Here is a 12,723-nt window from a genome sequence, read left to right on the forward strand (position 1 = left end):
CTTGCCGCCCTGCGGTCGTTTGTTTCGGGATCCTGCTCCAGGAGGAAAAGTCATGCTGCGTTTCGGAATTTTATCGACGGCGAAGATCGGCCGCGAACTGGTCGTGCCGGCTATTCAGGATGCGGAAAATTGTGTGGTGACAGCGGTCGCCAGCCGCGACCTAGCGCGTGCTCGCGAAATGGCGGATCGTTTCTCCGTTCCGCATGCCTTCGGCTCCTATGAGGAAATGCTGGCCTCCGACACCATCGATGCCGTTTATATTCCGCTGCCGACCTCGCAACATGTCGAATGGACGATCAAGGCGGCCGATGCTGGCAAGCATGTGCTCTGCGAAAAGCCGATTGCGCTGAAGGCGGACGAGATCGACAGCCTGATTGCTGCCCGCGACCGTAGCAAGGTGCTGGTGACGGAAGCCTATATGGTCACCTATGCGCCGGTCTGGCAGAAAGTCCGGTCGCTACTGGCAGCGGGCGCCATCGGCCGACTCCGCCATATCCAGGGCGCCTTCACATATTTCAACCGCGATGCCGGCAATATGCGCAATATCCCGGAACTCGGCGGTGGCGGCCTGCCCGACATCGGCGTCTATCCGACGATCAGCACCCGCTTCGTCACCGGTCGCGAACCCCTGCGCATCCAGGCCGTCACAGAACGCGATCCGGAATTCGGCACGGATATCTACTCCAGCGTGAAAGCCGATTTCGGCGATTTCGAAATGACCTTCTATATCTCGACTCAGATGGCCAACCGCCAGGTCATGGTCTTCCACGGCACGGACGGTTTCATCGAGGTGAAGTCTCCCTTCAATGCCGATCGCTATGGCGCCGAAGAGCTGGAGCTGACCAATCGGGCCCACTCGGAATCGCAGATATTCCGTTTCCCCGACAGCCGTCAGTACAAGCGCGAGGCGGAAGCTTTTGCCTCGGCGGCATTGGGCAAGGGTACTGAAGTCGTGACGCTCGAAAGCTCGAAGCTCAACCAGAAGGTCATCGACGCCATTTATCGCGCCAGCGAAAAAGACGGCTGGGAACCAGTCTGAACCGGTGTCTTAGGGGTTTTCCCGGCGGCGGAAGACGAAGCGTGAATAGCCGAAAAAGCTGAACGCCGTCGCCGCCGCCGATGCCAGGATCAGTGCGATGATCGGCCGAAGCGTCGGCTCGGAGACGAGCAGAGAGCTATAAAGCGCGTAGTTCAGCAGCGCTGAAGTGATGCCGACCGAGCCATAGCGAAAGCCCTCGACCGCCAGCGATCGCTCGGAATGGCCGAAGGTGAAATTGCGGTTGAGGAACCAGGTGGCGAGCAGAGCACTCGGTATGGCAATTGCACGGGCACCAAAAGGGCCGATCGGTGTAAAGCGAAGCAGAAGCAGCAGAATGCCAGCGTCGACGACAAAGCCGATACCGCCGGCGATCAAGAAGCGGAAGAGCTTTTTCATGCTGCTTTGGCTTTCTTCTTCCGACCGACCGGCTTTTCAAGCGCTCCTATCGATACCGTCTGGTTGGTCCGTTGCTGACGGGATATAGGCTTTGCCAAACTCATATAATGAATTCGAAGCTGTTCGGCGCGGGCGCGTGCGACGGAATCGAGGATCAGGCCGGCCGTGAATAGCATGAAGGAAATCATCATCAGCGCCATGGATAGCACCCAGGTCGGCATGCGGGTGACGAAGCCGGTTTCGAAATATTCGACGAAGACCGGGATCATGAAGCCGATGCTCGCTTCCATGGAGATGGCGCCCAAGATGCCGAAAAAGGCGAAGGGCCGCGTTTCCTTCATCAGCATCGCGAACATCCAGAGGATTTTCCAGCCGTCGCGGAAGGTCGAAAGCTTGGAATGCGACCCCTCGGGCCTGCGTCCGTAGTCGAGTTCCAGTTCGCTGACGGGCAGCTTCAGCCGCGAGGCATGCACCGACATTTCCGTCTCGATCTCGAAACCGCCTGAGACGGCCGGGAAGCTCTTGACGAAGCGGCGGGAGAAGGCGCGGTAGCCGGAGAAGATGTCGGAAAAGTCGGTGCCGAAGATCGTTCGGTAAAGCCAGTTGAAGATCCGGTTGCCGAAGGCGTGTCCCTGCCTGCCGGCATCGTCATGCACGCCGCGGCGTGTGCCCACCACCATGTCGGAACCTTCGGTCAAAAGCGTACGGATCAATTCCTCCGCATCCTCCGGAGCATAGGTGCCGTCGCCATCGGCCATGACATAGATGTCCGCGTCGATATCGGCAAACATGCGGCGCACCACATGCCCCTTGCCCTGTCGACGCTCGCGCACGACGGTCGCACCCGCGAGCATGGCGTGCAGTGCCGTGCCGTCGGTGGAATTATTGTCGTAAACGTAGATATCAGCCTGCGGTAATGCCTTGCGAAAACCGCGGACGACGTCGCCGATCGTTGCGGCCTCGTTATAGCAGGGCAGGAGAACGGCGATATTCAGGCTCTCACTCCACATGATCTCTGGCCAATTCTTACGCATGACTTTCACTAGGGCCCAATGGACAATCCGGAGGAGAACTTATCCTGTGGCGCGTTAATAAGACGCTATGGCTGCGGACGAAAAATGGCCGGTTGTGATCTCCACGGGAACATTATCGTGATATCGGCTGCGGCATAGTCTCGCTTTACCCTTTCTTGATCGACAGCCGTTAGCGTGGCGCCCCTGTATGTCCTTCAAACACGGGGTTTCATCGAGATGGCGCAGGCGGTGGAAATATCGCGTGGATCGACGTTAACGGTGACGAAGAGGGCGCCTTCGCGTTGGTCGCAGCCGGGGCTCGTCTCGCTGATCTACGGCGTCGTTGTCATCGTCGCCCTGTTGATCTTCCATCGTCACGCCACGGACTATGTCGGTGCCGACAATGACGACGTCATGCGCCTGGTCGAAGTGCGCGATTTTCTTGGCGGTCAGGGCTGGTTTGACATGATGCAATACCGCCTCGGCCTCGATGGCGGCACGCTGATGCATTGGTCACGCTTCATCGACCTGCCGATCGCTGGCCTGATTGCCTTCTTCCGTCTGTTTCTTGCGCCGGAAAGCGCGGAAGCTGCAGCGCTTACAGTTTGGCCGCTCATGCTCGTGCTGCCGCTGATGTTCTTCATGGGCGTTGCCGGACGCCGAATTGCCGGTACCGAAGGCATGCATTTCTCGCTTGGCCTGACGTCGCTGTTCGTTCTGACGACGCGTCGTTTCATGCCCGGCTCGATCGATCATGACAATGTGCAGCTCTGCCTCGTCGCGCTCACCGTTGCCATGCTGGCCGATGAGACCTACAGGCCCCGTCACTTCGCCATCGCAGCCATCGCCCTTGCCATCGCCCTCGGCATCGGCGCGGAGACGACGCCGTTCGTCGCCGTCGCCTGCATGGCGGTCGCGGGCCTCTGGGCCTGGGACGGCGAGATTTTCGCACCCGCCGCCCGGGCCTTCGCCTTGACGCTGACGATCGCCGTCAGCGCCGCGTTCCTTGCACTGGTGCCGCCGCATCTTTATTCTACCGTTACTTGCGACAATCTCTCGCTGGGCTTCTACAGCATCACCAGTGTCGGGGGCGCCGGCCTGCTGTTATCAGCGCTGTTTGCCAGCCGTCTGTCGCGCCCGTGGCGCCTGGGGGTGCTGGCCGCCAATGGCATCGCCGTCTTCGCGACGACGCTGGCGATCGCGCCGCAATGCCTGCGCAATCCGTTGGCTGATCTCGACCCAATGCTGGTGCAACTGTGGCTGAACAGCGTCACCGAGGCGCAGTCGATCTTCGCCTTGTCGCGCCATCAGCCGGAAACGCTTGGCGCCTTCTACGCCACGGGCTTTCTGGCGATCGTCGTCTGCATCTTCCGCATGTTACGCGGCGAGCGTGTCCGGTTGCATGCCGTTCTATTGGCCCTGGTGGCCGTCAATTGGGTTATTGCGCTGGTGCAGGTGCGCGGGGCCGAGTTTTCCAATCTGCTTGCCATTCCGCCGCTGGCGCTGTTGCTTGCGGAGCTTCGGCGCATCTCGGCGGCGGATACCGAGGATATGGGCGCGGCGTTCTTCTATGTCGCTGCAACGCTGCTCTCTGCGCCCGCCGTCTGGGCAGTCGGCGGCGCGCTCGCCAACAATGGCATCGCGAATAGTTTCACCGCGGCCCCGGTGGCCAATGCGGACGATACGGGGAATTGCGCCTCGAAAGAAGCGTTCACGCCGATAGCCAGCCTCGATCCCGGCGTCGTCTCTGCGCCGTCCAATATGGGCGCGCATATTCTGCGCTTCACGCCGCATCGAGCGTTGTCCGGTCCGTATCATCGCGACCAGGGCGGCATGCTGACCGAACTGCATATCGGCCTCGCCGAGCCAAAGGAGGCGGAGGCCTTCCTGCGCGGCGCCCATGTGACGCTGCTGGCTTTTTGCTCAAGCGATCCGCAGGTAAAGGAAGTTTCGAAACTGAAGCCGGAGGGCCTCTATGCTCAACTCGGCGAGGGGCATGTACCTGCCTATCTCGAACCGATTCCCGTGGCGGCGAAGTCGGACGTGCAGTTTTTCCGGTTCAAGCCACTGGATTGAAGGCGGAGGATCAAGCCCGGCGATGCTCCAGCACGTCGAGCGTGACGAGATAGCCGATGAAGCCGAGATTGTAGCCACCGAGCGCAATGAACAATGTTGTCAGCGGCGGCGGAACCGCGGAGGCGGCAACGGCCGCCATGAAGGCGATGCTCACCAAGGCTACGCCCAGGATCGAGCCGATGGTCGAACGCTGCAGGCCGGCCGCAATACCGATGATCATGGCGGTTACGAATATCATCGCTCCACCTCCTCTTTACCAAAAACAAGTTTGCACAGAATTGCATGGGGATGGCTAAGAAAGGCTTTGTTGATAGGGTTAACGCGCGATGAAGCACTACTGCGCCGCGCGTCCTATTGGACGCGCAAAGGACGCAGTAGCACTTTAAATCTGCGCACAATCCTTTCCTTAAATCGAATCCGATTTAAGGGGTTATGCGCTAGGCTCCGCATTTGCGGCGACTTCGGATAAAAAGACCTATGAGCAGCTTCTTTGAGAATGATTCGCCGACGAATCTCGCGGAATATTCTGTCTCGGAATTGTCCGGATCGATCAAGCGCACCGTCGAGAGCGCCTTCGATCAGGTGCGTGTGCGCGGCGAAATTTCGGGCTATCGTGGGCCGCACTCGTCCGGTCACGCCTATTTTTCGCTGAAGGACGACCGGGCCCGCATCGACGCGGTGATCTGGAAAGGCACATTCTCCAAACTGAAATTCCGCCCCGAAGAGGGAATGGAAGTGATCGCCACCGGCAAGGTGACAACCTTCCCGGGCTCCTCGAAATATCAGATCGTCATCGAGACGCTGGAGCCGGCCGGCGCCGGTGCACTGATGGCTCTGTTGGAGGAGCGCAAGCGCAAGCTCGGCGCCGAAGGCCTGTTCGATGCCGACCGCAAACGTCGGCTTCCTTTCATGCCGAAGGTGATCGGTGTCGTTACCTCGCCGACCGGCGCGGTCATCCGCGATATCCTGCACCGCATCTCGGATCGTTTTCCCGTTCATGTCCTGGTCTGGCCGGTGAAGGTGCAGGGGGAAGGCTCGGGCGACGAGGTGGCGAACGCCATCCGCGGCTTCAACGAATTTGTGCCCGGAGGCCCCGTTCCCCGTCCCGACGTGCTGATCGTCGCCCGCGGAGGCGGTAGCTTGGAGGACCTCTGGAGCTTCAACGACGAGGTGGTTGTCCGCGCCGCCGCGGCGAGCGAGATCCCTTTGATCGCCGCCGTCGGCCACGAGACCGACTGGACGCTGATCGACTATGCCGCCGATGTCCGGGCCCCTACGCCGACCGGAGCCGCGGAAATGGCCGTACCGGTCAAGGCCGAACTCGAGGCCCAGCTCGCAAGCCTTGCCGCTCGCCTGCGGGGCGGCGTCGGCCGGCAAATGGATCAGCGCCGGCAGGCGGTGCGTGCGCTGCTTCGGGCGCTGCCCTCGCTAGATCAGCTTCTGGCCTTGCCGCGCCGCCGCTTCGACGAGGTCGCCGCCGGCCTGGGCCGTGGGCTGGAACTGAACACGCTGAACAAGCGCCGTGCCTTCGAGCGCACTGCCTCGCATCTGCGGCCCGACGTGCTCTCGAACCGTATTGTCGAGCGGCGGCAGATGCTGGGCGAGCGGATGAGCCGCGCCGAACGCACGGTCGAGCGAATGATCGATCGCGCCCGTGGCCGCATCGGCCGCGCCGACGCCGTTTTCGCCACGCTGCCGTCGCGGCTGGCGGCGCAGACCGGTCGCGCCCGCGATCATCTCGGCAATCTTTCCCGCCATGCCGATACGGCGATACGCCATCAGCTCGCCCGAGCGCGTGGTGATTTGGTGGCCCAGGAACGGATCCTGCAGTCTCTGTCCTACAAGAACGTGTTGAAGCGCGGTTATGCCGTCGTGCGTGACGAGGCCGACCGGCCGGTTTCATTGGCCGCGGCCCTTGCCACTGGTGTCGCGATTTCAATCGAATTCGCCGATGGCCGCATCGGTGCCGTCACCGGAGACAACCCTGTCACTCCATCGCCCGCGCCGCCGCCGGCAGATGCGCCGCCACAGAAGAAGCGCACCGCGAAACCGGCTGATGCCGCCGATCCGCCGAAGCAGGGAAGCCTGTTCTGATGCGCATCCTACTGGTGCTCGCCCACCCGCTGGAGGATAGCTTTGCTGCAGCGGTGGCGAAAACGGCTGCGGAGACGCTTGTCGCGGGCGGGCATCAGGTGGATCTGCTCGATCTCTATCGCGAGGATTTCGACCCACGCCTGTCCGAGGCCGAGCGGCGCGGTTATTTCGACCAGCCTTATGATATCTCCGCCGTCGAAAATATCGTCGCCCGGCTGCAAGCAGCTGACGGGCTGATGCTGGTCTTTCCACAATGGTGGTTCAATTTCCCCGCTATTCTCAAAGGCTTCTTCGATCGCGTCCTTGCTCCTGGCATAGCCTTTGTCCACGATCCCGCCGGCGGCCGCATCGTGCCGCAGTTGAGCAATATCCGCCTGTTCTGGGCGCTGACGACGACTGGTTCGCCCTGGTGGGTCGTGCATCTCTATATGGGCAATCCGGTGCGCCGCCTCTTGAAACGCGGCATTGCTGCCTTCTGCTCCAAGCGGCTCGATTTTCGCATGTTGACCCTGTACAACATGGATCGGATCAGCGAAGCCGGGCGTCTCGCCCATCTCGCTCGCGTCAGGAATGCCCTGGCCGTCCTTTCGCTTTGACCTAACTAATCCCCAGTACCTAATCTGCAATCAATTCGGCTGATATGCGGTTTTGGCGACGGTATGTTATTCTAACGCCATGTTTTTTAGGAGGACCATACGATGAGATTGGCCTCTTATAATGTTGAAAACCTATTCGATCGCGCCAAGGCAATGAACCTCGATACCTGGGAGGAAGGACGCCCAATCCTGGAGAAATTCGCGGCGCTTGAAAGCCTACTCGGCCAGGTGACCTATAGCGACGCCGATAAACGAAAGATCACGGAACTCATCATCGCGCTTGGCTTGGAGAAAAGCGACACCGGTCCTTTCGTCCTGCTTCGGCGAAATCGTGGCGCGCTGTTGACCCGGCCGAAGACCGGCGGTGTCGTCATTGTCGCCAATGGCCGCGCCGACTGGGTTGGCTCGCTGGAGTTGCGCGAAGAGCCGGTGGACGAAGAGGCGATGCGCAACACTGCCCGCGTCATGAACGATATCACCGCCGACGTGTTGGGCATTGTCGAAGTCGAAAGCCGCCCGGTATTGTCCTCCTTCAATTCATTGATCATGCCGGCGGTCGGCGGCCATCCTTTCACGCATGTCATGGTGATCGACGGCAATGACGAGCGCGGCATCGATGTCGGTCTGATGACGCGGAAGGATTTCCCGATCGGTTTCATGCGCAGCCATGTCGATGACCGTATGCCCGACGGTTCGCTGGTCTTCTCACGGGATTGCGCCGAATATCGCATAAGGACGCCCGCCGGTACGACGCTCGTCGTATTGGTCAATCATTTCAAAAGCAAAGGCTATGGCGGCGTGCAAGCCTCCGATGCCCGCCGCAGGGCTCAAGCGAAGCGGGCACGGGAAATCTACGAAGCCCTGCTGGCCGAAGGTATCGATTACGTCGCCTTGATCGGCGACCTCAACGACTTTCCCGACAGCCAGCCGCTGAAGCCGCTGACCACCAGCACCATCAAGGACGCCTTTACCCATCCCGATTTCGACGACGGGGGCTATCCCGGCACTTATGGCCTCTGCAACACCACCAACAAGATCGACTACCTCTTCCTGTCGCCGGCGCTCTTCGGAAAGGTTCAGCGCGGCGGTGTCTTCCGCAGAGGCCTGTGGCCGGGATCGCGGCCAAAACGCTGGGATGTCTATCCGGAGCTGACCGCGGAGAGACAGGGCGCATCGGACCACGCCGCCGTGTGGGTGGATTTGGATATTTGATAAATACCTTCGCTCTAACGAACGAAGATATCTATTGAGCTTACGCCCACTCGCCCTTGCGCATCACCGGAACCCGCGAGCCGTCGGGCTTGATGCCGTCGATGTCGACCTTGTCGGAGCCGATCATCCAATCGATGTGAATCAGGCTGGAATTGCCGCCCTGGGCCTTGATCTGATCCTGGCTCAACGTCGCGCCGTCGATGAAGCATTTGGAGTAGCATTGGCCGAGCGCGATGTGGCAGGAGGCATTTTCGTCGAACAGGGTGTTGTAGAACAGGATGCCGCTGGCCGAGATCGGCGAGGAATGCGGCACCAATGCCACTTCGCCGAGACGGCGGGCGCCCTCGTCGGTATCCAGCACCTTATTCAACACTTCTTCGCCGCGCGACGCCTTGGCCTCGACGATGCGGCCGCCTTCGAAGCGAACCTGGATATTGTCGATCAGGGTGCCCTGATGCGATAGCGGCTTGGTCGAGGAGACATGGCCTTCGACACGCAGCGCATGCGGCGTGGTAAACACCTCTTCGGTCGGAATGTTCGGATTGCAGGTGATGCCGTTCTTGGCGACCGAGGCTCCGCCATGCCACTCATGGCCGTCGGCAAGGCCGATCTTCACGTCGGTGCCCGGACCTTGGAAATGCAGGGTCGCGAACCGCTGGCCGTTCATCCAGGCAGATCGCTTGTGCAGGTTGGCATTGTGCTCGGCCCAGGCGCCGATCGGGTCCGGTACGTCGACGCGCGAGGCGGCGAAGATCGCCTTGGCGAGCTTGGCGACGGCGATCGCTTCCGGATCGTCCGGGAAGACCTGCTTCGCCCAGGAAGGGTTCGGATAGGAGACGATGTTCCAGTTGATGTCGAAATTGGAGATCTTTTCCAGCGCAGGCTTGTAGGCGGCTGAGTTGGCGCGGTTGGCGCGTGCGACCTTGGCCGGGTTCTGGCCGGAGAGCAGCATCGGATTGTCGCCGGAGACGGCGAGCCGCGCCGCATTGTTGGCATACGCCTTGGCCATGCCTTCATAGAGCCAGCTCGAAGCGCGATCGAAGCTTTCGTCATGGCCGTATTCGTAACGGGCAAGAGTGGTTTGTTCGTCGGAATAGAAAGCAGTGACGAGACCGGCGCCGGTCTTATAGGCCTCGCGGGTGATCAGCCGCACCAGCGGCATTGCCACGACCGGCGCGGTGATGACCAGATCCTGGCCCTTCTGCAGTTGCAGCCCGACCTTCACGGCCACTTCGGCCAGCTTTTCCAGCTTGGCGGGATCGACAGGATGGTGGTTGGGGGAGGAGAACGTCATGGCAGGACCTGCATGCTGAGGATCGGAAGAACGGTCCCCAGACTTAGACCGGTTTGCGGCGAAAATGAAGGCAGTTTTGTTTTTCAGGCGTGATCAAGCAATCAGCGGCGCAGCTTTGGCTTTCAAAACCTTCAGCGCATCCTGTGGGTTGAGGCGCACCTGCAGGCCGCGCTGGCCGCCGTTGATGTAGACATGGGTCTCCGTCATCGCTTGTGCCTCGATCGCTGTCGGCACCGTCTTCTTCTGACCGAAAGGGCTGATGCCGCCGACATGGTAACCCGTCAGCCGCTCGGCATCGGCAGGCTTCATCATATTCGCCGATTTGCCGCCGAAAGCGCCGGCAAGCTTTTTCATGCTGACTTCATGATCGGAGGGCACGACCACACAGACCGGCTTGCCGTCCACCTCCGCCATCAGCGTTTTCAACACCCGGTGCGGCTCCTCGCCCAGCGCTTCCGCCGCCTGCATGCCGACGCGCTCGGCAGTCGGATCGTAGTCATAGGTATGAACGGTGAAGGCAACCTTTGCCTGGGTCAGTACTTGCGTGGCGCGGGTGGTTTTGGACATGGTTCAGCCCCTATGCATCGACCTTGAACGCACCCGCATAGATCTCTGGCTTGAAGCCGATCAGCAATTTGCCATCCGCTTCCAGCACCGGACGCTTGATCATCGAAGGTTGGGCCAGCATCAAGGTGATGGCCTTGTCTTTGGTGAGGTCGGCGCGCTCTTCTTCGGGGAGCGCCTTGAAGGTCGTGCCGGCGCGGTTGATGACGATTTCCCAACCGGCCTGCGCTGTCCAGCGCTCCAGATGGTCCCGGTCGATACCGACAGCCTTGTAATCATGGAAATCATAGGCGATCCCGTGGCTCTCCAGCCAGGTACGTGCCTTCTTCATAGTGTCGCAATTCTTGATGCCGTAAATGGTGATCGTCATGCCGAATCCGTCTTTTGCTGCGAGCTATCGCATAGCACGCGGGCGGAGATGAGCGAAAGTCTGAGGACGGCTCGATGGCTCGGCGTTCCATTGCGGTCTCAGCCGAAATTCCTATAAATATGCATAATGCATATTTATAAATTGGGAGTCGCGGCATGACCGTCGATAGAGAGAAATTGCGGCTGGAGAATATTTTCGGCGCCTTGAGCCTCGCTCTGGTCGACAAGATGGAAAGGGCCTTTGCCGATGAAACCGGCTTTGGCCCCAGTGCGATTGCAGCCATCATTCAGATCGGCACCGAGCCGGGATTGACCATCGAGACGTTGCGCAAGCTGATCGCACTGTCCCATTCCGCCACGGTCCGCCTGGTCGACCAGCTTGTCACGGAAAACCTTGTGTTGCGTGCCGGTGGCGTCGAGGGTGACAAACGCGCCAAGTCGCTGCAATTGACCGATACCGGCCGCACGCTTTTCCATAAGAGCCTCGCTGTCCGTCGCGCCGTTATCCATCGCGCTTTCGCAACGCTGGATGCGGAGGAAACGCAGCAGCTTGGCCGGCTGGCGGAAAAACTGCTGCCGACGTTGGTCGATCTCGGAGCAGACCAGGATGTGGTCTGCCGCGTCTGCGACCAAGGGGTCTGCGATCAGGAACGTTGCCCGATCACGTTCATGACGTAAGGTTCAAGACTCATCTGGCTTGACAAGCGCTTCATTTATATGCACTCTACATACATATATCGAGTGTCCGACGAATACTGGTGTCCATCGTGCAATGGATACTCGGGAAACATTGCCTGCATCATCCAGATCGGAGGCATGACCATGGCAAGAAACAGCGCGTTCACCGCAAAAGAGAAATCGATTGGCCAGCAACATCTCGCCGCAGCGCTCAACGCGATCCGCTGCTTTGGCGAGCTCCTCCGTAAGGCGACCGTGATCGCCTTTGCGATGCGCTGCAAGGTCATTGATGGCCGCTGAGGTGCCTCAGTCCTCCAGCGTTCCCGGCTTGCGGGCAGCTGCGCTCGGTTCGTCGCAGCCGATTTTCATCAAGTCGCCGCGGCGCCGCACGAGACGGTCGGAAACGCGGGTGACGATAAGGCCGGTTTGCGGGGCGCGGACATCGATCGTTCCATTTGGCATGCCAGGTGCGGTAATGATCGTCGCCAGCAGATCACCCTCATCGACGCGCTCACCGATATTGCGATGGAAGAGCACGGTGCCAGCCTGCGGCGCGCGGATCATCTCGACATTGTCCAGCGGCACCGCGGGCCCGGCAAAGGCAGGCAAAGTCACGCTGTCGTCGCGCACTGCGCCGCGGGCAGCGAGGAAGCGCCAGAGCCCTTCAGCATCCCTTTTTGCCATCTCCGGATAGACGTCACGCGTGCCGCGCAGTTCGACGGTAACAGATAGTTTTCCCGGCAGCCGCGCCTTCTTCTCGCCGGGCACCTCGTATTTCCAGGCAAAGCTGACGGCTTCCTCGAAGGCCGAGCTTTCGCCGTCCGACAACAGCACGGCGTCCATGTCCAACGCTGCCGCCAGGTCGGCGGCCTCGGGCCAGAAGGCATCGTCGATATAGGCATATTGCAAAGATTCGTCATCGCAATGCAGGTCGATCACCAGATCGGCTCCAAGCGCCATGTGAATCAACTGCCGCTTCAGCCGGTCCGCGGCAGAGTAGCGCTCCAGGTTTTCGACCAGCAGGAGGCGGTCGCGCGCCGAGATCAGGGGAAAGTCGCGGTTGAAATTGGTGCGCGTGCCTAAGTCGAAGCGGCCCTGCATCTCGCCGAAATGCGATTGCGCCGCGCCGATCGGATTGGCATGCGGCACGACAATGATATCGCTCAGAACCGCGCCTTCGGTTTCCGCCTGTCGCAGCCTCTCGCAAAGGAAATGGGCAAGCGCCGTGCCCGGCAGCTCGCCGGCATGCAGCGCCGCCTGGATGTAGACCTTCGGAGCATCCGGCTTGCTGCCTGCAAAATGCAACACTGGCAGCCGCCATGCGATCCCCGGCGTATCGCCGTCGATAACGATCTCTGTGATGTCCATGCGCTTGTCTCCTGCTTGTGATGG

General features: G+C 60.5%; 14 protein-coding genes. 7 read left to right on the forward strand and 7 right to left on the reverse strand.

Going from position 1 to position 12,723, the window contains the following annotated elements; all coding sequences use genetic code 11:
• The first annotated feature begins 52 nt into the window (after window positions 1-52).
• Window positions 53-1,039: a Gfo/Idh/MocA family protein gene (locus FHT86_RS17600; RefSeq protein WP_133708117.1), complete on the forward strand. Its 987-nt coding sequence runs from the start codon at window positions 53-55 to the stop codon at window positions 1,037-1,039.
• Between the two features lie 9 nt (window positions 1,040-1,048).
• On the opposite strand, the gene FHT86_RS17605 is transcribed toward FHT86_RS17600, so the two are convergent.
• Both FHT86_RS17605 and FHT86_RS17610 read right to left on the reverse strand, forming a co-directional pair.
• Complete coding sequence (locus tag FHT86_RS17605; protein WP_133708118.1) at window positions 1,049-1,435, reverse strand: GtrA family protein; 387 nt, start codon at window positions 1,433-1,435, stop codon at window positions 1,049-1,051.
• A complete protein-coding gene (locus tag FHT86_RS17610) occupies window positions 1,432-2,445 on the reverse strand; it encodes a glycosyltransferase (protein ID WP_133708625.1) in 1,014 nt (337 codons plus the stop codon). Before FHT86_RS17610 ends, FHT86_RS17605 begins: the two co-directional genes overlap by 4 nt.
• Window positions 2,446-2,685: 240 nt before the next feature.
• Here FHT86_RS17610 and FHT86_RS17615 point away from each other — a divergent pair, with 240 nt between their 5' ends.
• Window positions 2,686-4,524, forward strand: a complete 1,839-nt coding sequence (locus FHT86_RS17615; protein WP_133708119.1) for a hypothetical protein — start codon at window positions 2,686-2,688, stop codon at window positions 4,522-4,524.
• A 10-nt stretch (window positions 4,525-4,534) separates the two neighbouring features.
• On the opposite strand, the gene FHT86_RS17620 is transcribed toward FHT86_RS17615, so the two are convergent.
• Window positions 4,535-4,762, reverse strand: a complete 228-nt coding sequence (locus FHT86_RS17620; protein WP_133708120.1) for a homogentisate export protein — start codon at window positions 4,760-4,762, stop codon at window positions 4,535-4,537.
• Between the two features lie 239 nt (window positions 4,763-5,001).
• Here FHT86_RS17620 and xseA point away from each other — a divergent pair, with 239 nt between their 5' ends.
• The 3 genes from xseA to FHT86_RS17635 all read left to right on the forward strand — a co-directional run bounded on the left by xseA (window position 5,002) and on the right by FHT86_RS17635 (window position 8,426).
• Window positions 5,002-6,618 carry an exodeoxyribonuclease VII large subunit gene (gene xseA / locus FHT86_RS17625; protein WP_133708121.1) on the forward strand — a complete coding sequence of 539 codons (1,617 nt, stop codon included), beginning with the start codon at window positions 5,002-5,004 and terminating at the stop codon, window positions 6,616-6,618.
• A complete protein-coding gene (locus tag FHT86_RS17630) occupies window positions 6,618-7,214 on the forward strand; it encodes an NAD(P)H-dependent oxidoreductase (RefSeq protein ID WP_133708122.1) in 597 nt (198 codons plus the stop codon). Before xseA ends, FHT86_RS17630 begins: the two co-directional genes overlap by 1 nt.
• Window positions 7,215-7,316: 102 nt before the next feature.
• The gene (locus FHT86_RS17635; RefSeq protein ID WP_133708123.1) at window positions 7,317-8,426 is read left to right on the forward strand and encodes an endonuclease/exonuclease/phosphatase family protein; all 1,110 of its coding nucleotides are present in this window, start codon (window positions 7,317-7,319) and stop codon (window positions 8,424-8,426) included.
• Between the two features lie 40 nt (window positions 8,427-8,466).
• Here the strand turns inward: FHT86_RS17635 and FHT86_RS17640 are convergent, their stop codons facing one another.
• The 3 genes from FHT86_RS17640 to FHT86_RS17650 form a co-directional block, all read right to left on the reverse strand.
• Entirely contained in the window at window positions 8,467-9,720 is a 1,254-nt protein-coding gene (locus FHT86_RS17640; protein WP_133708124.1) for an aminopeptidase, read from the reverse strand.
• Window positions 9,721-9,813: 93 nt separating this feature from the next.
• Window positions 9,814-10,287: a Cys-tRNA(Pro) deacylase gene (gene ybaK, locus FHT86_RS17645; RefSeq protein ID WP_133708125.1), complete on the reverse strand. Its 474-nt coding sequence runs from the start codon at window positions 10,285-10,287 to the stop codon at window positions 9,814-9,816.
• Window positions 10,288-10,297: 10 nt separating this feature from the next.
• Window positions 10,298-10,654 carry an ArsC family reductase gene (locus tag FHT86_RS17650; protein WP_133708126.1) on the reverse strand — a complete coding sequence of 119 codons (357 nt, stop codon included), beginning with the start codon at window positions 10,652-10,654 and terminating at the stop codon, window positions 10,298-10,300.
• A gap of 155 nt (window positions 10,655-10,809) precedes the next feature.
• Between FHT86_RS17650 and FHT86_RS17655 the strand changes: the two genes are divergently transcribed.
• Window positions 10,810-11,331, forward strand: a complete 522-nt coding sequence (locus FHT86_RS17655) for a MarR family winged helix-turn-helix transcriptional regulator (protein ID WP_133708127.1) — start codon at window positions 10,810-10,812, stop codon at window positions 11,329-11,331.
• Between the two features lie 144 nt (window positions 11,332-11,475).
• On the forward strand, window positions 11,476-11,631 hold the full coding sequence (locus FHT86_RS17660) for a hypothetical protein (RefSeq protein ID WP_166656845.1): 156 nt from the start codon (window positions 11,476-11,478) through the stop codon (window positions 11,629-11,631).
• A 6-nt stretch (window positions 11,632-11,637) separates the two neighbouring features.
• Here the strand turns inward: FHT86_RS17660 and FHT86_RS17665 are convergent, their stop codons facing one another.
• Window positions 11,638-12,699, reverse strand: coding sequence for a succinylglutamate desuccinylase/aspartoacylase family protein (locus FHT86_RS17665; RefSeq protein WP_133708129.1), 1,062 nt, complete (start codon window positions 12,697-12,699; stop codon window positions 11,638-11,640).
• Window positions 12,700-12,723 lie beyond the last annotated feature (24 nt).

The organism is Rhizobium sp. BK313, from assembly GCF_014193655.1.
Classification (GTDB): domain Bacteria; phylum Pseudomonadota; class Alphaproteobacteria; order Rhizobiales; family Rhizobiaceae; genus Rhizobium.